This is a genomic window from Streptomyces liliifuscus, from assembly GCF_016598615.1.
Lineage (GTDB): Bacteria > Actinomycetota > Actinomycetes > Streptomycetales > Streptomycetaceae > Streptomyces > Streptomyces liliifuscus.
The window spans coordinates 10,984,789-11,006,990 of the sequence record NZ_CP066831.1 but is presented as its reverse complement, the minus strand read 5'-3'; the positions used below and the strand labels follow the sequence as shown (position 1 = coordinate 11,006,990).

19 protein-coding genes and 2 pseudogenes are annotated in these 22,202 nt (G+C 68.2%); 12 read left to right on the top strand and 9 right to left on the bottom strand.

Annotated elements, in window-relative coordinates; translation table 11 throughout:
- Positions 1–56: 56 nt before the first annotated feature.
- Entirely contained in the window at positions 57–518 is a 462-nt protein-coding gene (locus JEQ17_RS47965) for a hypothetical protein (RefSeq protein WP_200393224.1), read from the bottom strand.
- A gap of 330 nt (positions 519–848) precedes the next feature.
- Here JEQ17_RS47965 and JEQ17_RS47960 point away from each other — a divergent pair, with 330 nt between their 5' ends.
- From JEQ17_RS47960 to JEQ17_RS50375, 4 genes are all read left to right on the top strand, one after another.
- Positions 849–1,079 carry a hypothetical protein gene (locus tag JEQ17_RS47960; RefSeq protein WP_200393225.1) on the top strand — a complete coding sequence of 77 codons (231 nt, stop codon included), beginning with the start codon at positions 849–851 and terminating at the stop codon, positions 1,077–1,079.
- Positions 1,076–2,053: a hypothetical protein gene (locus tag JEQ17_RS47955; RefSeq protein WP_200393226.1), complete on the top strand. Its 978-nt coding sequence runs from the start codon at positions 1,076–1,078 to the stop codon at positions 2,051–2,053. Before JEQ17_RS47960 ends, JEQ17_RS47955 begins: the two co-directional genes overlap by 4 nt.
- 366 nt (positions 2,054–2,419) lie before the next feature.
- Positions 2,420–3,688, top strand: a complete 1,269-nt coding sequence (locus JEQ17_RS47950; RefSeq protein ID WP_234048666.1) for a helicase associated domain-containing protein — start codon at positions 2,420–2,422, stop codon at positions 3,686–3,688.
- A complete protein-coding gene (locus JEQ17_RS50375; protein ID WP_234048665.1) occupies positions 3,673–4,047 on the top strand; it encodes a helicase associated domain-containing protein in 375 nt (124 codons plus the stop codon). The genes JEQ17_RS47950 and JEQ17_RS50375 overlap by 16 nt, the downstream gene beginning before the upstream one ends.
- A 290-nt stretch (positions 4,048–4,337) precedes the next feature.
- Here the strand turns inward: JEQ17_RS50375 and JEQ17_RS47945 are convergent, their stop codons facing one another.
- The 3 genes from JEQ17_RS47945 to JEQ17_RS47935 are packed head-to-tail and all read right to left on the bottom strand — an operon-like array spanning position 4,338 to position 7,136.
- The gene (locus tag JEQ17_RS47945) at positions 4,338–5,360 is read right to left on the bottom strand and encodes an NAD-dependent epimerase/dehydratase family protein (RefSeq protein WP_200401204.1); all 1,023 of its coding nucleotides are present in this window, start codon (positions 5,358–5,360) and stop codon (positions 4,338–4,340) included.
- A gap of 10 nt (positions 5,361–5,370) precedes the next feature.
- Positions 5,371–6,090, bottom strand: a complete 720-nt coding sequence (locus JEQ17_RS47940) for a DUF998 domain-containing protein (protein ID WP_200393228.1) — start codon at positions 6,088–6,090, stop codon at positions 5,371–5,373.
- A complete protein-coding gene (locus tag JEQ17_RS47935; protein WP_200393229.1) occupies positions 6,087–7,136 on the bottom strand; it encodes an aldo/keto reductase in 1,050 nt (349 codons plus the stop codon). Before JEQ17_RS47935 ends, JEQ17_RS47940 begins: the two co-directional genes overlap by 4 nt.
- A 75-nt stretch (positions 7,137–7,211) precedes the next feature.
- Between JEQ17_RS47935 and JEQ17_RS47930 the strand changes: the two genes are divergently transcribed.
- Together JEQ17_RS47930 and JEQ17_RS47925 are read left to right on the top strand one after the other, a co-directional pair.
- Positions 7,212–7,748, top strand: a complete 537-nt coding sequence (locus JEQ17_RS47930; RefSeq protein ID WP_200393230.1) for a TetR/AcrR family transcriptional regulator — start codon at positions 7,212–7,214, stop codon at positions 7,746–7,748.
- A 743-nt stretch (positions 7,749–8,491) separates the two neighbouring features.
- Positions 8,492–8,632, top strand: a complete 141-nt coding sequence (locus tag JEQ17_RS47925) for a hypothetical protein (RefSeq protein WP_200393231.1) — start codon at positions 8,492–8,494, stop codon at positions 8,630–8,632.
- A gap of 108 nt (positions 8,633–8,740) precedes the next feature.
- On the opposite strand, the pseudogene JEQ17_RS47920 reads toward JEQ17_RS47925, so the two are convergent.
- The 3 genes and pseudogenes from JEQ17_RS47920 to JEQ17_RS47910 form a co-directional block, all read right to left on the bottom strand.
- Positions 8,741–9,229: pseudogene (locus tag JEQ17_RS47920) on the bottom strand (prolipoprotein diacylglyceryl transferase); the annotation flags it as partial.
- A 53-nt stretch (positions 9,230–9,282) separates the two neighbouring features.
- The gene (locus JEQ17_RS47915; protein ID WP_200393232.1) at positions 9,283–10,203 is read right to left on the bottom strand and encodes an NADP-dependent oxidoreductase; all 921 of its coding nucleotides are present in this window, start codon (positions 10,201–10,203) and stop codon (positions 9,283–9,285) included.
- A gap of 290 nt (positions 10,204–10,493) precedes the next feature.
- Entirely contained in the window at positions 10,494–10,700 is a 207-nt protein-coding gene (locus JEQ17_RS47910; RefSeq protein WP_200401203.1) for a DUF6417 family protein, read from the bottom strand.
- Between the two features lie 396 nt (positions 10,701–11,096).
- Here JEQ17_RS47910 and JEQ17_RS47905 point away from each other — a divergent pair, with 396 nt between their 5' ends.
- From JEQ17_RS47905 to JEQ17_RS47890, 4 genes and pseudogenes are all read left to right on the top strand, one after another.
- A complete protein-coding gene (locus JEQ17_RS47905) occupies positions 11,097–11,408 on the top strand; it encodes a hypothetical protein (protein ID WP_200401202.1) in 312 nt (103 codons plus the stop codon).
- A 54-nt stretch (positions 11,409–11,462) separates the two neighbouring features.
- Positions 11,463–11,966 carry an RNA polymerase sigma factor gene (locus tag JEQ17_RS47900; RefSeq protein ID WP_200401201.1) on the top strand — a complete coding sequence of 168 codons (504 nt, stop codon included), beginning with the start codon at positions 11,463–11,465 and terminating at the stop codon, positions 11,964–11,966.
- 302 nt (positions 11,967–12,268) lie between these two features.
- A complete protein-coding gene (locus JEQ17_RS47895) occupies positions 12,269–13,273 on the top strand; it encodes a hypothetical protein (RefSeq protein ID WP_234048862.1) in 1,005 nt (334 codons plus the stop codon).
- Between the two features lie 151 nt (positions 13,274–13,424).
- A pseudogene (locus JEQ17_RS47890) lies at positions 13,425–13,676 on the top strand (Ku protein); the annotation flags it as partial.
- Positions 13,677–13,879: 203 nt separating this feature from the next.
- On the opposite strand, the gene JEQ17_RS47885 reads toward JEQ17_RS47890, so the two are convergent.
- On the bottom strand, positions 13,880–17,629 hold the full coding sequence (locus JEQ17_RS47885) for an nSTAND1 domain-containing NTPase (protein WP_234048664.1): 3,750 nt from the start codon (positions 17,627–17,629) through the stop codon (positions 13,880–13,882).
- Between the two features lie 331 nt (positions 17,630–17,960).
- Here JEQ17_RS47885 and JEQ17_RS47880 point away from each other — a divergent pair, with 331 nt between their 5' ends.
- Positions 17,961–19,232: an acyltransferase family protein gene (locus JEQ17_RS47880; RefSeq protein WP_200401198.1), complete on the top strand. Its 1,272-nt coding sequence runs from the start codon at positions 17,961–17,963 to the stop codon at positions 19,230–19,232.
- A 378-nt stretch (positions 19,233–19,610) separates the two neighbouring features.
- Here JEQ17_RS47880 and JEQ17_RS47875 read toward each other — a convergent pair whose 3' ends face one another.
- Complete coding sequence (locus tag JEQ17_RS47875; protein WP_200401197.1) at positions 19,611–20,825, bottom strand: site-specific integrase; 1,215 nt, start codon at positions 20,823–20,825, stop codon at positions 19,611–19,613.
- Between the two features lie 403 nt (positions 20,826–21,228).
- On the opposite strand from JEQ17_RS47875, the gene JEQ17_RS47870 reads away from it, so the two are divergent.
- Complete coding sequence (locus tag JEQ17_RS47870; protein ID WP_200401196.1) at positions 21,229–22,089, top strand: DNA polymerase Y family protein; 861 nt, start codon at positions 21,229–21,231, stop codon at positions 22,087–22,089.
- Positions 22,090–22,202 lie beyond the last annotated feature (113 nt).

Sequence of the window (22,202 nt, the reverse complement as noted above, 5' to 3'; positions counted from 1 at the left end):
ATGGGCGCGGGAGGCGCCACAGCTCAGTACGCGCACGAGCCTGGTCCGCGGGGATCTCACGGACCAGGTGGTAGAGGTTCTCGAAGTACTCCTGCCAGCGGTTCGGATCCGGCATGGCGTTCCCCGCCCTCTTGGCCCGCTCCGCCTCCACCAGCGGCCGCATCCCTTCCCACACCGAGACCACCGACCCCGCCCAGGTACCCGGAGACAGGCTCGATGTCCACCACACCATGCGCGACCAGAGCACCCAGGTTGTCGTAGAACCAGGCCAGCTCACGCACCAACTCCCGCTCGGCTTCCGGCACCCCGTCCAGCCCCGCCGACAGATCACACCCCGGCAACCGCTCATGCACGAACTGCCGCGCCCCGGCCAGACGGACGCTTCGATGCTCACGGAAGAGATCCACCAGCACCGGCAGCGTGTTGGCATGCTGCGCCAACCTCAACTGCCGCAACGACGCCCACCCGGACACCCCCAGCGCCACCACCGACACCATCAACGCCGCAACACCCACCACGCCCCCAACACCGGCCGTCACACGTTCTCGTCTTCGCCCAGCAGGTTCTCAGGCTCGGGCCAGTCGGTCTCCGGCGTTCACGACGGTTGAAGAAGTAGAAGATCGGCAGGACGAAGGCTTCAGAAGTGCAAAGGCAATGCCCGAGGCACGCTCCTTGGCTGCCTCTCGCCTCCATGCCTTCAGATCCTCGTCGAGGGCAGGGGAGTCTTTGATGAGGACCTTTCGGGCGGCCCGTGACTGCCGTTCGACGAGCTGGCGACTCAGCGCGGGCACGAGTTGGGTGGAACCGACAACACCACCGCTGTCAGACCCATACGGAACAATCCCGTCATGGGCGAATCCCTCGCGACACAGTTCCTCGACGCGGACCTCGAGACGGCCTGCCCCGCCTGCGGCTACCTGATGTGGGTCCGGTACTCAGAGGTCGTGGCCCAGACCGCCGTGACCTGCCCCTGCTGCTACGCCCACATCTGGCTGGTCGACGAGACCGGCAGCGCGCAGAATGCGGGCGACGTCGTCCAGCAGCAGATCGCACAAGCTCTGAAAGGCCTCTTCCGGTGAAGTACCAGCAGCGCCTCCAGGTCGCCGTACGCGAACACCTACGCAAACTCATGACCGCGCCCTACTCCAGCTCCGGCCACGAAGTCCACCTCGCCGTCACCTGGATCAACAGCCAACCAGCCCTCACAGGCCTCCTCGAAGAGGCGTCCCAGTCAGAACCAGGCGTCGACCGCGAGCGGTTCCGCACCGGACTGACCCGCAGCGGCCGGTTCGTCTGGCCCAGCCGAACCGAACAAGGGCGAGCCACACTCATCTGGGAACTGATGCAGAGCATCGCTACAAAAGAGGCGAGCAACCCCGATGTTGGCTTGCAGACCGCGATCGGTTACAGCATGGAAAGACGCCACCAGGACAGCTGGCGGGAATTCGCCGAAGACATCCTGCAGCCCCTGTTCGACTTCCTCAGCGAACGCGTCGGTTCAGAAAGCAGCATCCTGCACACCCTCGAGCGCTACCGGACCCGCATCGAGTGGTTCGACCGCGAAGAGCTCTACACCCGCTTCGACGCCGACCGCGCCAACGGCGAAGAAGTCTACAACCTCGACCTGCAGCGCTTCCTCTTCCTCGAAGGCGACCACATCACCCACGCCAAACCACGCTCAGCCTCCGGCGAAGCCGACCTCGTCGGAGAACTCGACGGCCGCGACCCCCTGGTGTGCGACGGCAAGATCTTTGACGGAAGCAGCCGCGGCAAGGGCTACCTCGTCAAAGGCGTGCACCAGATCGTCAAGTACGCCCACGACTACGGGAAGCACACCGCCTACCTCGTCATCTACAACATCACCGACAAGCTCCTCGAACTGCCCACCGACGGCACCCCCGGCGTATGGCCCCCGTACACCGAAATCTCCGGCGTCCGCGTCTACTTCATCCACGTCCGCGTCCTGCCACCCACCACCACCGCCAGCAAAGCCGGCAAAGCCACCCTCGTCATCCTCACCCACGACGACCTCACCAACCCCGACACCACCTGACCCATCCCATCTAGTAGCGGCCCACTGGAACTGCACCACGATCAACCAACCTGCACAGACGCCATGCACACAGGTCAGCCACCACGGCCCCACCCAGAACCACACCCCGAGCACCCCGGCCGCCACGAACAACACTCAGAAGAACTGAGAAACCCCAGCTCGAAGCCACAGCAACAACCCAGAAAGACTGGGCGACGACATCCAGGACCCGGTCGTCACGCCGCCCTCACGAGCCAGGACACCAGCTCCCCGGCGGTCCGCGGGGCCCGGTTGGCGGCGGTCCAGGCCGGGTTGATGCGCGCAGCGGTCGAGGAGCGGTTCCGTCGGGTCCTTGCGTTCCACAGCCGGATCGGAGAAGCCGAAGCTATGGCGGCCGGCGTGCCGGCGGTCGCGGCCCGGCTCGCCGAGGACGACCCCGGCACCTTCCCGGCCGCCGAGCTGGTGTGGGCCAACTGGCTGTACGGGGAGCACTCCCCCATCCACCGGCGGCGGGTGCTGGAGGAGTTCGCCTCTGACTTCCTTGGAGCGGCGACATCTGGCGACAGGGACATTCCCGCTGTGCTGCGGGTGCTGAGTTCCGTCCGGGTTCTCGGTGAAGGGGTTGATACTGCTGAGTGTGATGCGGTGCTGTTTGCGGACGCACGGGGGTCGATGGTCGACATCGTGCAGATGGTCGGGCGCGCGCTGCGGATGCAGCCCGGCGCCGGGAAACTGGCCACGCTGATCGTTCCTGTTTTTCTCGGGCCGGATGAAGATCCGGACGACATGCTGACCTCGGATGCCTACAGCACCCTCACCAAGGTCCTGGAAGCTCTCCGGGCACACGACACAGAGACGATCGAAGCCCTAGCCGATCCCCGCCTGCGCAACAGCAGCCCCACGGCCGAACCCGACGACGCGGAGGGCGAGTTCGCCCCTGACGCGGACGATCCGGAGCAGCAGGGCGAGGACGTCGTGCGGGTGAGCGGGGCGGCTGCCGGGGTGCTGCGCTTCAGCGAGGAGCGCGATCCGTTCGCGCTGACGCAGTTCATCCGGCTGCGGGTCATCGATCCCGAGGGCGCCTACTGGCGGCGCGGCATCGAAGCCGCCACACGGTGGCTGCGCGAGACCGGCAACACCGAGCTGCGGGTGCCGTACACGTTCGCGGCCCCGACCGAGTGGGGAGCTGTCGGCGGGTATCCACTGGGCCGGTGGATCGCCGACCTGCGCCGCTACTACACCGCCGGCACCCTCCAAGCCGCCCGCGTGGTCGAACTGGAGACGCTCGGGATGGTGTGGTCGGCGTGGGACACCGCCTTCACCGAAGGCCTCACCGTCGCCCACGCCTGGGCCGCCGCCCACGGGCATCTGCTCCCACCCGCCACGGCCGTCGCCGAGGACGGGTTCCCCATCGGGACGTGGACCAAGAATCAGCGCGCAGCGGCCCGCAGGACACTCCAGAACACCGAACGACGCGCCGCCGGGGAGACCGGAATCCCCAGCACCGGCGAGCTGCCGGAAAGCCGCATGGAAGCGCTCGAGGCGATCGATCCGGGGTGGTGCCCTGCGTGGGAAATCGGATGGCAGCGATGCTTCCGTCTCACCTCACGCACCTGCGGGCCGGCGGCGGTCTGCCCAGGGTGTCGGGCAAGGTGATCGTCCAGGGCGAAGACCTCGGATCCTGGACGGCCGCGCAACGGACCGGCTGGGACCGGCTCCTACCCGCACAGCAATGGCTCCTGGCCAACACACTCGGCATCGAGCCCGCGGCGGAGGGTGAGGCGGTCGGGCCGGTGCGGCGGTCGCAGGATGAGCGGTGGGCAACCCACCTCGCCGCCGCCCGCCGATTCCACACCCGCGAAGGACATTTGAACGCGGGACGCAAGCATGTCGAACGAATGGAGGACGGCACGGAGGTGAAGCTGGGCGGATGGCTCGACAACACCCGCCGCAGAGCCACCAAAATCACCCCCGAACGCCGCGCAGAACTCGATGAGTTGGGGATGCGCTGGTAGACGTGCGGCGTACGGCAACGACTGCCCTGCACTCGCGAACCGGCGAGCGCAGGGCAGCCCGTGTTGTCCATCGAGCAGCCCTGTTCGCGCATGTCAGCCGCAGGCGGTTGGGACGACCTGCAAGCCCGGCGCGACGGTTGCTGCGACGCTGCCATCAGCACCGCAGAACGCTCAGTTCACCCGGCGGGCAATCGGCCGGCCCCGTAAGCCGGCGGCACATGGCGCGCCGCGCCACCGGTTCGACGCACCTTCGGCGCGCACGGCTGCCGCGTCGGTCGGTTGTGAGCCCGTCATTTTCCGATGCCGTGGGCGAGGAGGCTCTCGGCGGTCTGCGCGATGGTGTCCTCGATGGGACGTGCTCGCCAGCCCAGAAGCTTCTCCGCCTTGGCGCTTGTGGCGTTGAGATCCCGGCCGAGCTGGTGCCTGAGCAAGCGCAGTTCCGGGTTCGCGATGCCCAGTGCGCGCGCGAGCCACACGGGCAGTTCACGGGTCGGGGCCTTCGCGGCGCGCTCACCCAGGCGGGCATGCAGAACGCGTGCGATGTCGACGACGCGCAGACTGTGCCCGGCGACGGCCAGGAAGCGTTCGCCGGCGGCTGCCGGGTCGGTCATCGCGCGCAGGTGCAGATCCGCGACGTCGCGCACGTCGACGAAGCCCATCCCGAAGGGAGGGCACGCAGGAACCTGTCCCTCGAGCATTCTGCGCACCAGACGCAGCGATGGCGGGTCGTCCGGGCCGAGCAGGGGTCCAAGGACTCCCACGGGATGAACCGCTGCGAGTTCCAGACCGCCGCCTTCGTCCTGGACGAACTGCCAGGCGGCCCGTTCGGCGAGTGTCTTGGACCGCTGGTAGGGCGGGATGTCGCTGTCGACGTTGGTCCAGTCCTCCTCGGTGAACGGGGCCGAGCGCGGAGGGTGCCCGATCCCGATGGCACCGAAGGCGCTTGTCAGGACGACCCGGCGCACCCGGGCGTCGCGGGCGGCGCGCAGCACCCGCAGGACGCCCTCGCGTGCCGGGACCACCAACTCGTCGCCGTTCGCCGGCGTATGGCGCAGGGTCGGCGAGGCGACGTGGAGGACGAAATCACAGCCGGCGACGGCAGCGTCCCAGCCGTCGGGGTGTTCGAGGTCGGCGCGTACGACCGTGAGGCGGTCGTCGTCGAACGGTGCGGCAGTGTGGAGCCAGGAGCGCAGTGCCGGCTCGCGCTGCAGGTCGCGGACCGTGGTGCGGACGGTGTGCCCGGCCTCGAGCAGGGTCAGGACGCACCAGCTCCCGATGAATCCGGTTCCTCCGGTGACCAGTACCTGTGTCATCTGTCTCTCCTCAGCTCACGGCTCGTGCAGTAAGGGGTGCCGGCGGGTGCGTCGCGCGGTGGCGCTGGGCGGCGGCCACGCTGCTTCCCAGGAGGGCGTGGCCGATCATGATCGGGTAGATCACGGCGCGCTCGAACAGACCGATGTTCCACATCCAGCCGGTGAAGACGTCGGCCATGAAGAGGGGGAACGCGATCAGGCCGGCGGTGCCGAGGGCGATGCTCGCGGTCGACCGGCCCCTGGTGAGACCGATGCGGGTTCCGCCGGCTCCGACGGCGATCGCCATGATGTTGCCGGCGAGCATGACGCTCTGCGCGCCGACGGTGTGGAAGGCGATCAGGCCGTTGCCGACGTTGGTGTTGGAGCCCTGGAAGATGCCGACGAGCGAGACCCCGACGCCGGCGAGGACGGCAAGGATCAGGATGACGACCGGGCGGATGCCCTTGCGCGGGTCGAACACCAGGAACGCGCCGACGATCAGGAGGCTGCCGTAGATCACCCAGCCGGTGTCCATGACGGCGCCGAGGGGGGAGTTGGCGACCTGTCCGAACGCGGTCTGCGCCGGACCGGTCAGGCCGAGGTGGCTGACCCAGTTGTACAGGGGCGAGTACGGCGGGTCCTGCCATGCGGCGGCGGTGACGAACTCGGCGGTCCAGGACACGAGCGGGCCAAGAAGGATGAGGAGGGCTCCGGCGCGGGCAGCCGCGCCGGAGCGGACAATGGGGTTCATGCCAGAGCCATGCCGGGGACGCGCCGGCGGATGGCCTCCATCTCGGCCTCGTCCGAAACGCCCTGCCAGTCGTAGCGGGGGGTGTACGGGGCCTGCAGGGCGCGCACCTCGTCGTCGGTGAGCTCGATGCCGAGGGAGGCCACCGCCTCGTCGATCTGCCGGATCGAGCCGGCGCCGACCAGAGGTGCGGTGACGACCGGCTGGCGGCGCAGCCAGGCGAGTGCGACCTGTGCGCGGCCGGCGCCGTGGGCGTCAGCGACCTGCCCGACCGCGTCGATGATCGCGTGGTTGGCCGCCTCCTGCGCGGGCGAGTAGAGCAGGTCCGCGTAGGCGCCGTCCGTCTCGGAACGCGCCGTCGAGCGGGCGTCGTCCCACGCACGGGCGAGGCGGCCGCGGGCCAGCGGCGACCAGACGATCGTGCCGACGCCCTCGTCCAGGCACAGCGGGATCATCTCCCGCTCCTCCTCACGGGCGAGCAGGTTGTAGTGGTCCTGCATCGACACGAACCGCGCCCAGCCGTTCTGCTGCTGCAGGCGCAGCGCCTTCGCGAACTCCCAGGCGTGCATGGACGAGGCGCCGAGGTAGCGGACCTTGCCGGCCCTCACGAGGTCGCTGAGCGCTTCGAGGGTCTCCTCCCACGGGGTGGAGTGGTCGTTGCGGTGGATCTGGTAGAGGTCGATGTAGTCGGTGCCCAGGCGGCGCAGCGAATGCTCGACCTCGGTCATGACCGCCTTGCGTGACAGGCCGCGGCCGTTGGGTCCCAGCCGCATCGGATGGCGCAGCTTCGTGGCGATCACCACGTCGTCGCGGTCGGCGAAGTCCTTCAGGGCCCGGCCGAGGATCTCCTCGCTGGAACCGTTGGAGTACATGTTCGCGGTGTCGAAGAAGTTGATCCCCGCCTCCAGCGCGTGCTTGATGAGCGGGCGTGCGTCCTGTTCGCCCTTCGACCAGACGGGGTGCCCGCGGTCGGGTTCGCCGTAGGTCATCGCGCCGATCGCGATCGGGGACACGTCGAGTCCGCTCGTGCCGAGCTTGATGTAATGCATGACGCTCCTTAAAGTAAGTGGAGAGCTCCCCACATAACGTAGTGGAGAGCTCCCCACTTAGCAAGGGGAGGTCCCATGGTCCGGTCAGACGCCCGTGAGAACAGGGCGCGCATCCTCGCCGCCGCACGCGAAGCGCTCGCGGCGGACGGCAGCACGTCGATCAACCAGATCGCCCAGCGCGCCGGAGTCGGCTCGGGCACCCTCTACCGCAACTTCCCCACACGCGAGTCGCTGGTCCTGGCCGTCTACCAGGACGAGGTGGCACGCATCACCGGCACCGTGCCCGGCCTGCTGGCCCAAATGCCGCCACTGGAAGCACTCCGCCACTGGACCACCGACCTCGTCGAGGCCATGCGCAGAAAGCACGGCCTCGGCGACGCCCTCGGCCCGGGCGCACACCAGGCAATCAGCGAACAGAGCTACGGACCGGTCATCGCCGCAATCACCCAGCTCCTCGACGCCGGCAAGAAGGACCAAAGCATCCGCCCAGACGCCGACCCAGCAGACTTCCTCCAACTCACCGGCGCCCTGTGGCGCGCCACATCCACCCCCCAGGACCGGGCACCCCACATGCTCACCCTCATCCTCGACGGACTCCGCACCCACCCCTAGACACCGGCACAAGACCAGCACCCACCCCATGAACGGCCCTGTCCCCTTCGCGCCGGTGACCGACACACCACCCAGCCACAAACACAGCCACCCCACCCAACCGACCGTCAAACAGATCCGGCAACCGACCTGCCGCACTGCATCAGCGCCACACGACCCGCACCCCGAAGACAACGAAGGGGACGAAAGAGACGAAGAGATGCGACACCCGTCCGCCGCCGCCACCGAACACGCCGCACACAACCCCCTCGACAACCAGCCACACCACCCGAACCGCCGCCGGGGCAGCCCTCGCCGAACCCGCCCGACGGCACAGGCCCCGCCCCACTCAACGACCGCACTCCGAGCCGTACCCGCTCCCTCATCGAACCCTGATCGCGCCGCGGTGTTCCGGTCCGCGGTGCGATCGAGGAGAAGGGTTCGGGTCCGCTGGACAATGCCGACCGCCCGGTTCGCGTCCTCAGTCGTCATGAAGGGCCACCAAGTCCGGCAAGTCCGGTGAGCGGCCCATGCCTTGACACCCTCGGCCTGCTGAAGTCCCCGTCGACCCGATCCCCTCGCTCGGACGAACAGGGCGGCGAAGCCGGCCAGCAGTCCGGCGACCAGGCCGGTGAACGCGTGGTGGAGAGCGTTGCGCCCCTCCCCCGACGGCATCCCGACGCGGGACCTGTTCACCACGATCGCCGGAATCGTGCACACCGCCGCGCAGGCCAGAGCGTAGGCGGCGGCCACCTGAGCACGGCATGCACTACGGCGGCTGCTTCCTCAAGAACGGCGACGTCATCGACAGATCCACTATCTGCCTCGGCCGCCGGCGCAACACCTGCGTCACCGAGGACATCGGTGACCGCACCCCGGCCATCGGGCACTGGCCCGCGCCGTAAGAGGGCTGGTCCGTGTCTCCGGCAGAGTGGCGCGGGGCTGCGGCTTTCGGCCTGGGTGTCGTTGCCCGAACGTGGAGGCGCCTGGCCTGTGGCCCCTCAGCACAGCGCTCAGCTGCCGGTTCGTCCGCTGTCGACTGCTTCTCGCGTCGGCAAGGCGCCGGAGTCGGCGGCGGCACCGTCTGCGGCCGGACGCCGCCTCGTGACCGCGAGAAAGGTGACGGCGGCCGCGAAGACCAGCAGCGACGTCCAGTCGTTCAGGCGCAGACCGAGGACTTCGTGGCTCTCGTCCACCCGCAGGTATTCGATCCAGAAGCGGCCGACGGTGTAGGCGGCCGCGTACAGCGCGAACGTGCGGCCCCGGTCGAGGCGGAATCGACGGTCGGCCCAGATGACCAGAGCAACCACGCCGAGGTTCCACAACGACTCGTACAGGAAGGTCGGATGGTAAGTGGCCACGTCCTGCATGCCCCCGGGACGGTGCTCCGCGTCGATCTCCAGGCCCCAGGGCAGAGTCGTCGCCCTGCCGTACAGCTCCTGGTTGAACCAGTTGCCCCACCGGCCGATGGCCTGGCCCAGCGCGCTGCCGGGGGCGACGGCAGTTTCGGGGTTCTGGGCTCGCTGGGTCGCGCCGGACGCCAGGGCTTTCCCGTTCAGTCTTGGGTGACGCGGATGATCGTCTTGCCGGGGGTGCGCTTGTCCGGCGTGAACGCGGAGGCTGCCTCGGCGAGCGGCCGGACGGCGCCGACGATCGGCTTGAGGCGGCCGTCCCGCAGCCGCTGGGCGAGGTCGGCCAGGCGGGACCGGTCGGGTTCGACGACGAAGAAGACGGCTCGCCCGTCGCGGGGGTGGACGGCGACCGGCTCGGCGATGGTGACCAGGGTGCCGCCGGGGCGGACCAGTGCGGTGGAGCGTTCGAGGATCTCGCCACCGATCACGTCAAACACCACGTCAACCTCGCCGATGTCCTCCAGTTTCCCGGCCTGGAGGTCGACGAAGTCGTCCGCGCCCAGGCCGAGCGCGGTGTCGCGGTCGCCGGCCCGGCCGGTGCCGATCACCCGGGCACCGGCCTCGCGGGCCAGCTGCACCGCGATGGAGCCGACGCCGCCCGCCGCGCCGTGGATGAGCACGCTCTGTCCGGTGACCAAGCGGGCGTGGTCGAACAGAGCCTGCCAGGCGGTGAGCCCGGAGATCGGCAGCGCGGCGGCCATGACGTGGTCGACATCGGCCGGGAGCGGGGCAAGGTTGCGGGCCTCGACCGCCGTGTACTGGGCCAGCGAGCCATTGCGGGACCAGTCCGTCAGACCGAACACCCGCTGCCCGACTGTCAAGCCGGTGGTGCCGTAGCCGAGCTCGGTGACCACGCCGGACAGCTCGTGGCCGGGCACGCTCGGGGTCCGGTCACGGCCGGCCCGGTCGGTCCAGGTGCCGGGCCAGTCCAGCTCGCCCGGGGTGAACCCGGCGGCGTAGACCTCCACAATCACATCGTTCTCCGCGGCCCGCGGATAGGGCACCTCGGACAAGGCCAGACCGCCGACACCGGCGTCACGGTCCTGAACAGTGATGGCTTGCATGAGGGGTTCCTCCGAGCAGGGGGACGTTTGGGGAGCGGACACCACGCCTGGCAGGCGCAGGCGCAGGCACCGGCCCCGCAGGAGGCCGACCGCCCGCCGTGACCGATCCCAGCGCCGTACGCCCGTGTCCGCCACCGCACACAGCAGCAGACGAAAGGACGGCTGACAGGTGCCGTTGTGATCACGTTTCCGATCCTAGGAGGGAAGCCGCCCAAACACCTGGGCCACTTACACCCACTTGCGGTGGGCCATTTGCCCACGTACTGACCGTGCCGCTGGCGCGGCCGCGCTCAGCTCCCCGGCGGAATGCGGGCGGCGAGCTCCTGCGCCCACCGGTCCGCCTCCGGCGACAGGGGCCCGTCCTCCCCGGCGGTCGCCTGCAGCAGACGGAGCAGATCGTGCGCCTCATCCAGGGTCAGCAGAGCCAGCCGCTCCGCGGTGAGCTCCCCTGGGGCAAAGCCGGCGGCATCAAGGTCAAGGGAGTCGTAGTTGTCCATGGCCTGGGCAACGAACCCAGCGCCACCCCGGTTACGCACGAAAACGTGACCTGGCCTGGATCGTCCCCGGAAGGACCGGCGGTGCGAGTGCCAGCGTGGGACTCCGCTCGTAGGCTGAATGCCTTGGGGCCGTTCACGGAGGTTCGTCGTGCCCCGAACTATATGGTCAGGCGCTATTTCGTTCGGTCTGGTGACTTCTCTGAACTAATGCTTCGTCGGGCCACGTTGGCTCTTTCGGCCGATCAGGTGCGTTGGACTCCGTGAGTGAGGAGGCCATTCCCATTCCGCGCGTCACCGACGCTGCGGAGGCGGTCCTGCGGCACGAGCGGCTGGGTCCTCGCCCCGCTCTATCTGCGTCGAGCAAAGCCACCTCCGCCCACCCAAGCACCTGCCACCATGATGCCGAAAGCTCTTTTGCCAGTTCTTGCAGATCCAAAGAAGATCGTCGCTCTAGTCGATATGACGGACATCAACGAGGCGCCGGACCCAAACGGTTCGTTGCCTGCTGCGGGCAACGAACCGGAAACCGGCCAGCCAGTGCCGGTGCCAAGCCGAGCCAGGAATTCGGGCGAGCGCACGATGCTGCTCAGCGAGGTAGGAGCAGCGGTGACCACCGTTTTCGTGATGACGAACTCTGTTGCCGCGACTGCGGTCGCGGGGGTCGTCTTGGTCTCCTTGGGCTGGCTACTGAGGGAGCACCGTCCCTGACATGGCCCTACCTCGCATCGCAACTGGAGATCACCATGGAAGGAGGCCCTGGCGTTGACGCACGAGGAGTTCGAAGCTTTCTTTCGAAAGGACTACCCGAACCTGATCCGGCATCTCACGATCCAAGGCTTTCCCCGTGACCTGGTGACGGACGTGGCACAAGAGGCGATGTTGCGCTTGTTCCGCACGCAAGGCGGAGTGTCCCAGCCACAGCGGTGGGTGCGTGTGACGGCGCGCCACATAGCATTGGACGCCTGCAGACGCGATGCACAACGTGAGCGTCTTTCACAACAGGCAGCCGAACAGCCAACCCCGGGCCCAGCGCAGCCAGACACAGCGGTAGCCGAGCGGAACCAAGCCGCAATGGTGCTGAGACTCCTCCTGGAGCTGCCGCCTCGGCAGCAGGAAGTCATGGCATGGCATCTCGACGGCTACCGACCTGAGGAGATAGCGGAGATTCTGGGGTCGAAGAGAGCCACAGTGGATTCGAATCTCCGTCACGCACGGGACAAGCTCAGGAAGGCTTGGAATGACGACGAGAGAGGGGAGGCAGAATGAGCGACGGTCAGCGTGACCAAGAACAGGGCGCATTTGATGCGTGGGAAGCACGTGTCGCTGAGGAGATCACAAAGCTGCTGGCCGACCCTTTGACGACGCATGAGGCCCTCCGGGCTGTCCAGCGGCAGGCCCGGCATGCCGAGCATTCCGCCGGAGACGTTTCCAACGCCGGTGAGTCCATGGGCCGGAAGTGGCACAAAACGGCACCGGATGGGTCCGCGCAGCCCATCTCGTACGCAATCCCCGACCAGTTGATCGAAGAGTCTTCCGAATCCCCCCCCACATACGCAGGCGTGCCACCCATGCTGGACGGCAACCTCGAACCGCTGCGGACACCGACGGCGAGGCAGGAGGACGGCACCGCCGCCGATCGCGTCCGGATCGGGCTGTGGGGGGCGCCGAGGTCCGGGAAGACGACGTACCTGGCGGCGCTGCCGATAGCGGCGATGCAGTTCCAGCGGCACGGGGAGGGCAACTGGCTGATCGGAGGGATGACGGCGGAGGCCAACGCGTTTCTCAACGACAGTGTGACGAAGATGGCGATCGAGAAGAGCTTTCCCATCAACACCTCGGCCCTGGAGGGCATGAGCTGGTCGTTCCAGGGCCAGGAGCCCACCACGGGGATGATGCGCAAACGACTTCGGGACGCCAGTTTCGTCCTGGAGATCCAGGACGCGCCGGGTGAGTCGTTCAAGCCGAACAACCCGCTGCACGCCAAGGTGCTTGATCAACTCGCCGGTGCCCAGGGCCTGCTCTACCTCTTCGACCCGCTGGGGGACGCCTCGGAGGCGAGCCAGAGCCTGACGTTCTTCTTCGCCACGCTGAACGAGCTGAACAACCGCATCAGGAATGCCGGCGGGCACTATCGGGGCCGTCTGCCGCACCATGTCTCGGTCTGCATCGCCAAGTTCGACCACCCGGACATCTTCCGGCCCGCGGTCGAGGCGGGCTGGGTCACCCAGGACACCGTCGGCTCCCAGCTTCCACGCGTCCCCGAACACCTCGCGGAGGGCTACTTCCAGTGGCTCTGCAACGACTTCCGCGGCTCCACCGCGAGGCTGGTGCGTGACGGGCTGGCCGCGTACTTCCACCCCGAGCGCGTCAGGTACTACGCGACGTCCGCCATCGGGTTCCGGCTGAACCCGCAGCACGTCTTCGACTACCGCAACTACGCCAACGTGGACATCGTCGACGGCGTGCCCAGGATTGGCACATCCCCCGAGCCCATCAACGTACTGGAGCCGCTGACAGAGTTGGAGCGCCGAATCCGCACATCCCCGGACGCTCGGAAGAGGTGGCGGCGGTAGGGATGGGCCTGGGACGGACGGCTCACCTTCCCCACTTCAGGTGGCACGTAACCGGCCAGGCCGCCCTCCGAACCACGACGTCCGAGCACTACCCGGGAGTTGACAGAAACCAGTCCTGGCCTGCTGCTTCAAAGTCTCTAGTTCAGTCAACATGACCGTGCCGATCCACGTGGTCAGCGCCACCGAGGATCACTCGATCCGCTTCCACCAGTACCACCTTCAAGACATGGGCCGGGTCCGGGTCCGCAAGATCTGCGAACTTGAGGACCGTGAAGTCACCCAGGGCGAGATCGGCAAGGGCTACGAGCTCAGCAAGGACACCCTGATCGCGGTGACCGATGAGGAACTGCGCGAGATGCCGCTTCCCACCGCGAAAGCGATCGAGATCGCCGCCTTCGTACCCGGGGAAGCGCACGGGTTCGCCGAATCTGAGAGCAACCTGACGGGGAACCCGTCCACCTAGCTGGTGTTTTGAGGCTGGCTACGACAGGTACCGCATTTGCAGGACATCTGTCGGAAACGACTCAGCACCTCAGTACTCACTCTGGCCCTTGGGCGCCGCGGCCACGGACAGGCAGCGCACCAAGGAGACCCCGAAGTGAGGTCCTATCGCGCGGTCGGCTGGCAGCCGGTTTCAGCTGACTGGTCGTGGAGGTAGCGGGACTGTTCCAGAGGCGTGAGAGTGGTGTCGATGGCCTGGCAGATGTTGCGGATCGCGCCGGCCGGGTCGGGCAGGTCAACGTTCCACAGCCCGACGGAACTGCCCGTGCCGATGGCCAGGGTTTGTCCGCCCGGGCTGAATGCCACTGTTGCAAGTGAGCGGGTCGGCAGGGTGATTCGGGTCTGGCTGGTGGCGAGATCCCACAGCTGGACTCCTCTGACGCTGCCTGCGGCCAGGGTGCGTCCATCGGGGCTGAACGCCAGCGACGCCACCCTACCGCTGGCGCTGAAGCTGTCCTGGAGCCGGCCGGTGCGCTTGTCCCATGTGCTCACGGCCCCGCTACTGCTTGCTGTGGCCAGGGTGTGCCCGTCCGGGCTGAACGCGAGAGACATTGTGCTTGGGCGGCTCGGCTTGATGGTGCGCTGTGTGCGGCCGGTTGCGGTGTCGAGAAGCGTGACCTGGTCGCCGCCGGTCTCGATGTCCACGACGGCAAGTGTGCTGCCGTCCGGGGTGAACGCCACCGCCCTGACGGACTCGCCGGGGCTGGTGTGGGCGGTGTGTAGTGCGCCGGTCGAAAGGTGCCAGATCTGCACTGTTCCCTTCTCGCCGACGATGGCGAGCCGGGTCCCGTCGGGGCTGAAGACCGCTTCGTTGATGGTGCGCAGGGCTTGAGTTCTGAGCAGATGGCCCGTCGCGACGTCCCGGACCTCGATGCCGCTCACGGCACGGATCTGGCGAAGGCGGCCCGTGGCAGCGACCCGGACCTTGATCACCCTGTTCTTGACGGCCCGGGCAGCCAGGGCGCGTCCGGTCGGGCTGAAGCCCACGGCCGCGAGGCGGGAAACCGGGTAGGGCAGCTGTTTTTCCCTGTCCGCCAGGTCGGTGTCGAGCGCCAGAGTGGCTTCGCGACCGCCGGTCCCGACGTCCCAGAGCCGTACAGACCCACGGCCGGGAGGGCCCTGGTGAACCGTGGTCATCGTCCGTCCGTCCCGACTGAACATCATGTCGGCGACGTATGTGCTGTCAGGGCCTGGCAGGGTGGTCTTCGGGCGCTCGACGGACAGGCCGTGGACGCGGATGGTGGGGTCCGAGCTGGTGCTGGTCACCAGGGTGCGGCCGTCCGCGCTGAGGGCCACTTTCAGGGCCCCTTGTCCGTGGTGACCGGCGGTCACGGTGGCGATCACTGTGCCAGAGGCGGTGTCCCACAGTCGCACCGTACCCGCCTGGCCCGTGATCGCTAGGGTCCGCCCGTCCGGGGCGAAGGCCATGAGCCCGACGGGGTCGTCGCTGATGGTGCGCCGGACCGTGCCGGTGGCCACCTCCCGCAGTTGCACCAGACCGTCGGTGCGGGCAATCGCATATATCCGGCCGTCCGGGCTGAAAGCCACCGAAGCGCCCTTGCTTCGGCTGTCGTGGACGGTCCGGGTGCGGCCGGTGACGACGTCCCACAGCTGCACCCGTCCGTTGCGGCCTGCCGCGGCGACCATACGTCCGTCCGGGCTGAATACGACCGCCTCTGAGTCGCTGGTGAAACGGTGCCGTAGGCGGCCAGCGGCGACATCCCACACCCGTACAGCCGCCGCGGAGGAGGCAGCCACGGTGCGGCCGTCAGGGCTGAAGGCCATCCCGCGTACCGCACCGTCAGGGACGGTGAAGGTTCTCAGCTTCCTGCTGGTGACCGGATCCAACAGGCGTACCAGCCCGCCGCCAGCGACAGCGAGGATGCGTCCGTCGGGGCTGAACGCCGCAACAGTGCTGGTGTTGTGGCCAGTGAACGTGTGTCGGAGCCGACCTCTGGGCAGCTCCCAAACCCGTATTTTGTCGTCTCCGCTGTGGGTGGCGACGGTGTGTCCGTCCGGGCTGAGGGCGATGGAATCCACGGGTTTGGTGCCGCCGGTGAGGCGCTCGCGCAGCGGTAGGGCTTCGGCGGCATACAGGGCGGCGGCGGCTTCGCGGGTCGGGCTGGTCCGGTAGGCATGGACAGCGAGCAGTGAGGCGAGGTCGGGTTCGGAGTCCAGCAGCGCACTGGACTGGGCGGCCAGTTGCCGGGACTGGGCCAGGTGCTGGGCGGTGACCGCGCTCTGCCACTGCCCCACGGCCAAGCCAGCGGCGGCGAGGGCGAGGCACAGGGCGGCGGTGACCGCGGTGAGCACCAGCCGGTACCGGCGACGGCCCTTCTGCTCGTGGTTGCGGCTGGCGTCGAGGAAGGCGTGCTCAAGGTCGTTGAGGTCTTCGCGCGGTGCGCCGCCGAAGTGTTCCTGGGCGGCGGCAAGTCGGCTTCCCCGGGACAAGGCACCTTCTTCGCGGCCCAGTTGTTGCCAGGCGTGGGCCGCTTCGGTCAGGTTCCGGTGCACACGCAGGCGTTCGCGGTCCTCCTCGATCCACCCGTGCAGCCGGGGCCAGGCCGTGATCAGGGCCTCGTGGGCTATCTCGACCGTGTCGCCGTCCAGGGTGAGCAGCCGCGCCCCGGCGAGTGCCTCCACCACCTGGCCGGTGTCGTCCCCGCCGGTGCCCAGCAGCTCCGCGCGCTCGACGGGACGGCGCGTGTCGGGGGTGTCGTCGCCGGGGGCGACCAGGCGCAGCAACACCCGGCGGGCGGCCACCGCCTGGCCTTCGGTGAACCGGCCGTAGACCTTCTCGGCGGTCTTGGCGATCGCGCCGTCCAGGCATCCGGCGGCCTCGTACCCGGCCATGGTCAGTGTCTTGCCGCGACGGCGGCGCCAGGTCTCCATCAACGCGTGGGACAGCAGCGGCAGCCCGCCCGGCGCGTCGGCAACTTCCTTGACCAGCCGGGCGGTCAGGGCTCGTTCCACGGTCAGCCCGGCGGCCGTGGCCGGCTTGACGACAGCGTCACGCAGTTCTGTTGGGCTCATCCCTCCGGCCAGGAGGTTGGCGTCGCGCAGTGCCTCGGCCAGGTCACGGTGCTCGGCGCAGCGACCGTAGAAGTCGCCGCGCACCGCCAGCAGAACCCGCAGGCGGCTCTCGGGCTGCCGGGCTGTCAGCAGCAGATCCATGAAGCGAACGCGCTCGGCCGCATCGTGGCACAGGGTGAAGACCTCTTCGAACTGGTCGACGATCACGAACGTGTCCGCGACGGTGCTGCCATCGCGGGGAATCGCGGGTGTGAGGAGGGGCTCGTGGCTGCGGGCGGGGCGTTCGCCCGGTGTCAGGATCCGGATCCCGGCCGGTCGCAGGCCCGGCTCCTGAGCCTGGCGTAGGGCGGGTATCAGGCCGGCACGCAGCAGGGAGGACTTGCCGCTGCCGGAGGCACCGAAGACCGCGGCAAACCGCCGGCGGCACATCAGGTCGACCAGGTCGGCGGTGAGCTGTTCCCGGCCGAAGAACAGCCTGCTGTCCCCGGTCTCGAATCGTGCCAGGCCACGGTACGGCGTGAGCGATCCATCATCGTCCTGGGAGCCGTCACCGGCGGACTCCTCGACCGCCTCCTTCCACCGGTCCTCCCATTGCGCCAGGTCTCCGCCGCATGCCCCCACGTAGGCCAGGGCCACCGACAGCGTCGGCAACTGCTCGCCCGCCGCCGCCTGGGAGAGCGTGGTCACCGAGTAGCCCGCCCGCTGGGCCAGCGACCGGTAGGTGATCCCGTCCGCCTCCGCCCTCAGCTTGCGTAACTCGAACGCGAACCGCTGCACCGGACCCGCCGCCGGATCCACCGGCACCTCACGACGCCCCGCCACACCTTCACCCCCTCCATCCGCCCCTGCATCAGAGCAGACATCCAACCCATGCATCCCCATGACACCAGAAGGGTTCGCACACCCCGCCATTGTTCGGCCGCCGGATCGGTACTGCCGAACAATGCTCCAGCCGCTGAACTCAGTGATGCGAGCGGCGCGGGGGACCGCTCTGCGGGTATCCCTGCCGGTCGTCGGCGGCCAGCAGGGCGGCCTGCAAGAACACCAGCAGGAGTCGAAGGCTTGGCAATCTCCCCCACCCACTGCGGACCACGCCGCACCCGCCCCACAACACGCCCACCCGACACCTCACCAAAGAGGACTCTGTCTGCGCATGCACTCCCCACCCCTCCTCCCCGCTTCACCGGAACATTCACTCTCAGTCACATCACGATTACTGAAAGCCTTCACGGCGGCCGGTCCGTCGCGGTTGGGCTGGCTGGACGCCTTGCGCGGCATCGCCGCACTCGTCGTGGTCTTCGACCACTCGTCGTACACCTTCATGGCGGACTTCCGGCGGGAGTTGATACCGCAGTTCAACACCAGCCGGTACGGCATCATGGTGTTCTTCCTGGTGAGCGGCTACATCATCCCCGCGTCGCTGGAGCGCCGGGGCTGCGTCCGGACGTTCTGGATCGGACGGATCTTCCGCGTGTACCCGCTGTGGGCAACTGTCGTCACTGCGCTTCTTGCCGTCAACCTCTTGGGCATTGCGGAGATGCGCGACTTCGGTCAGCAGAGCGCGGCCGCCGTGGCCGTCGCCCACGCCACCATGCTCCAGGAATTACTGGGGACACCCAATCTCCTGCTCATCCTGTGGACGCTCTCCTACGAGATGTCCTTCTACCTGCTCGTCGTCGCTCTTTTCACGGTCCGTCTTCACCAGAAGTCTGCAGCGGTCGCGGTCACCCTGGCCATGCTTGCCGCTATGAGCGTGACGGCAGGGATGGCACTGCCGGCCTCTGCCCTGTCCGGCCTGGCCGGCACCGGCCCGCTGATCGCGTTCGCCTCGATCGCCATGGGGGTCGCCATCTGCTGTGCGAGCGCCAGATCACCCGCGCTCCGGGTGTTCGGGGGCGTGCTGGGCGGGATGCTGGCGCTCGCCCTGATCGCGTTCAACGGCACGGTCCCGCTGTGGGAGGGCCTGGTCATCCTCGCCATGATGTTCCTCGGCACCGCCGTCTACCGTGCCGAGAACGGTCAGTGCACCTGGCGCCATGCGGCCGGCACCGCCGTAATGGTGGTCGCCTGTGCCGTGGGGAGCGCGTACTGGTACGGCGACGACGACCACTTCACACGCCGCGGCTGGATCGTCGCATTCCTGCTGGCTGTACTCACCTTCGCCGCCGGACTGCTGTCCCGCCGCCGGCGTATACCGCGGATACTGACCGGACTGGGAACGATCAGCTACTCGGTCTATCTGATGCATCCCGCGCTGCTGACGGTGATCGACAGCACCATCGGCCGACGTCGGCAGGACAATCTCGCACTCGAAGCGGCATTCTTCACCGTGCTAGTGCCTCTATGTCTGCTGACCTACCGTTACATTGAAGCGCCTGGCCAGGCCATGGGCCGCAAGTTGGCCCGCCACACGCAGCCGCCGTGATGAGCACCCGTGCCGCACCGCCTTTACGGTGCCGCTGCTGACGCGTGTGTACCCGACACGGCGTCGACCGACCCTCCGGGGAGCCAGACCCGACCACAGGGCGACGAACTCCCTCCCCTGCACGGTCCTTTCCAAATGCGGCCCGCCTCCGCGTAGATTGGCGATTTTCAAAGTTCGCGACAACTTGCCTGCAAAGAGCACGGAACTGCTCCTCGGCGTCCTCCCCACGTGGTCCTCATTCCAGCACTGGCCGTGATCCTGCTCGTGTCCGCGGTCAAACTCGCCCGTCACAACTGAGCCCGGATCTGCGCGGCCAGTCTGAACCCAGGAACCGTGAACGATTGCTCGTGGCCGGCCAGCGGACACGACGCACGCACATCACCGGGGCAGCTTGGCAGTGCGTTCGGGGTGGGCAGCGGTGATGTACCGCATGGCCGTGACCTCGCTGATGCCGAAGAGACGCATCAAGTGCAGGGGATCGGCGCTGGCATGGGCTTCGTCGAGGATCCGGTCCTGTCGCAACATGTCCAGGTTCACACCCTGGGGAAAGATGCGGCGAACGGTGGTGACGTGAACCGGGGGTGCGGCGGCGGCGAACGCGGTTCGCCCGGTGGTTAGCAGGTGCGGGTTGGTCGAAGCCGGCCAGCGCAGGTGACGCTCGGCGAGCCAGTCGGCGGCGAGTTGGTGGGTGAAGGGCTCCAACTGAATGCTCCGCCGTCGTAGCCCGCGGCGGACAGTGAGGCGGCCGTGGGCGAGGTCGAGGTCAGCGAGCTGGAGAGCTCGGATACTCTCGCCGGTCAGCGCGTGTACGGCGACCAGTGCCACGATGAGTCGGCCGAACGCCGACGTCACTTCCTCGAACATGATGGGCAGCATGTCGGAAGGCACCGACCGGGGTAGCCCCTTGTGGCCGTGGCCGGTCAGGGCACGGGCGGGGTCACGGAAGATGGTTCGCTCTTGTTTGAGGGCCCGGAACAAACTACGCAGAGCGGCGAGTTGACTGTCTGGATTTCGGGTGCGGCTCTGTCCAAGCTGCACGGCCTGCACGACGTCCTCGTCGGTGACCTCGCGCAGACTGGATATGCCTGCTTCCTGCCAGGTGGCCAGGATGGACCGGAGAGCAGCCAGGTAGCGGCGGATACAGCGGAAGCTGCGTGCTGGATGCGGCCACCGCCCTTCGCCGCGCAGCACCCTCACCCAGGTGGCAACCTCAGCAGCCAGTTGCGGAGGCAGGCTGTCGAGTACAGCCTCGATCCAGACTCTGTCCGGGTCTTGATGCAGCTCGGGGGCCTCGGCAAGCAGGTCACGGTCATTGAGGAACTCGCAGACGGCCCTCGCGTGCAACCCTGTTCCGACGCGGGCCAGGTCGTGTACGTCGTGCTCCCAGATAGTGGCGTCTGCTCCGAGGAAGCGCAGGAGCAACGCCAGTGCACGCTGGGCCTCGCGGCCCGATCCTGGCCTGCGACGGTGACGGCGCAGGCTGTCGAACTCCTCGACCAGCATGACGGCCGGCTCGGACAGCTCGGGCAGTTTCTGTCCGCTGCGGACGCGAGTGATCACCGGCGTCCAATCGCGGCGGATCCGGAACAACACCTGCTGCCTGTAGGGAACTACGGACGCAGCCATCACCGGAGCCGGTCCGGCAGCGGTCCCGGCTCGTGCGGAGAGCGGTCGGCCACGTGCTGCGGCCGGGATCACGAGCGCCAGCTAATGGCCGACAGCCACGGCCGACGGGGTCGCCGTGCAGAGTCTGCACCGCCTGTGACGCAGTGGGGTCCGCTCCCGGCCGCAGCCCGCACACCGTCCGCGGGGCTCGCGCTTCCACGTCGAGCACGAGCGGCACAGGTACTCGCGGATCCCGCTCATCCATCCATCGCACTCCCGGCACGATCTCGGTGCCGGGCACGACGCGGTTCTCGGACGCGGAAGGTAGACAGCACGCGGGGGCGTACCGCATCCCGTGCGCGCGTAGCTCCGGGCACTCGCCCATTTCGGGGTGCGCAGCTCGGCGGCCGTGGCCGGCGCTCCGATGCTCGCCGCCATGGCCTGCGCCCTGATCCCGCTCGGCCGGCGCACGATCATCGACGACTCACCGGAGGCGAGCGCGCACTTCCTACGGCCCCGCCCCGTACGGGAACTGCCCCATGTGGGCACGAAGACCGCAGCGCTGCTCGGTGAGTACGGCCTGCACACCGTCGGCGACGTAGCCGATGCCCTCCAACTCACCCTGCAGCGCCTCCTCGGCGGCCGTGCCGGCCGGGACCTTCACGAGCGGGCCCACGGCCGCGACACCGCGGTCGTCGCCCCGGACCCGGCGCCGGCCAGCATCAGCAGCGAGCACCGCTTCATCCAGGACGCACTCGACCTGGCCGCCCACCGGCGTGCCCTGCTCGCCCTCGCCGACGACCTCGGCACCCGACTGCGCGCCTCCGACCAGATCGCCCGTGGCCTGACCTGCACCGTCCGCTACGCCGACAACAGCGGCACCCTGCCCGAGACCACCCAGCACACGGTCGTCCTGGCCCGCGCCGCGTACGGGCTGTACGAGTCCCTCGGGCTCCAGCGCGCCCGGGTCCGCAGCATCGCCCTGCGCGCCGACGCCCTGCACCCCGCAGACCGGGCCACCCAGCAACTCACCCTCGACAGCGGCGACGACAAGCCGCTGGCCATCGAAGCCCTCGCCGACCGAGCCCGCGCCCGGTACGGGCACAACATGCTCTACCCCGCTGCCCTCGCCATCAGCGCCCGTACTCAGCCCGCAATGAGGCCGGGTCCGCCGCCACGTGTAGGGATCCAATCGACTTCAGCAATCGAGCTCGTATCTCAACAACAGGCGAGCACTCGACGATCTACTTGAGTAAATAGCGCGCCAAAGTTGGCATCCTCTGAATCGGCTCAGTGAGGTCGCCGATGCTTTTCCGCGACCTCACCCGGGAATCACTTATGCTGGACTAGGAATGCCTCATAGAT

Excerpts from the sequence above, each read along its gene's own strand:
- JEQ17_RS47960 (WP_200393225.1), top strand. The coding sequence starts at position 849 with ATGGGCGAATCCCTCGCGACACAGTTCCTCGACGCGGACCTCGAGACG.
- JEQ17_RS47950 (WP_234048666.1), top strand. The coding sequence starts at position 2,420 with ATGGCGGCCGGCGTGCCGGCGGTCGCGGCCCGGCTCGCCGAGGACGAC.
- JEQ17_RS47945 (WP_200401204.1), bottom strand. The coding sequence starts at position 5,360 with ATGACACAGGTACTGGTCACCGGAGGAACCGGATTCATCGGGAGCTGG.
- JEQ17_RS47940 (WP_200393228.1), bottom strand. The coding sequence starts at position 6,090 with ATGAACCCCATTGTCCGCTCCGGCGCGGCTGCCCGCGCCGGAGCCCTC.
- JEQ17_RS47935 (WP_200393229.1), bottom strand. The coding sequence starts at position 7,136 with ATGCATTACATCAAGCTCGGCACGAGCGGACTCGACGTGTCCCCGATC.
- JEQ17_RS47930 (WP_200393230.1), top strand. The coding sequence starts at position 7,212 with ATGGTCCGGTCAGACGCCCGTGAGAACAGGGCGCGCATCCTCGCCGCC.
- JEQ17_RS47925 (WP_200393231.1), top strand. The coding sequence starts at position 8,492 with ATGCACTACGGCGGCTGCTTCCTCAAGAACGGCGACGTCATCGACAGA.
- JEQ17_RS47915 (WP_200393232.1), bottom strand. The coding sequence starts at position 10,203 with ATGCAAGCCATCACTGTTCAGGACCGTGACGCCGGTGTCGGCGGTCTG.
- JEQ17_RS47910 (WP_200401203.1), bottom strand. The coding sequence starts at position 10,700 with ATGGACAACTACGACTCCCTTGACCTTGATGCCGCCGGCTTTGCCCCA.
- JEQ17_RS47905 (WP_200401202.1), top strand. The coding sequence starts at position 11,097 with ATGATGCCGAAAGCTCTTTTGCCAGTTCTTGCAGATCCAAAGAAGATC.
- JEQ17_RS47895 (WP_234048862.1), top strand. The coding sequence starts at position 12,269 with ATGCTGGACGGCAACCTCGAACCGCTGCGGACACCGACGGCGAGGCAG.
- JEQ17_RS47880 (WP_200401198.1), top strand. The coding sequence starts at position 17,961 with ATGCACTCCCCACCCCTCCTCCCCGCTTCACCGGAACATTCACTCTCA.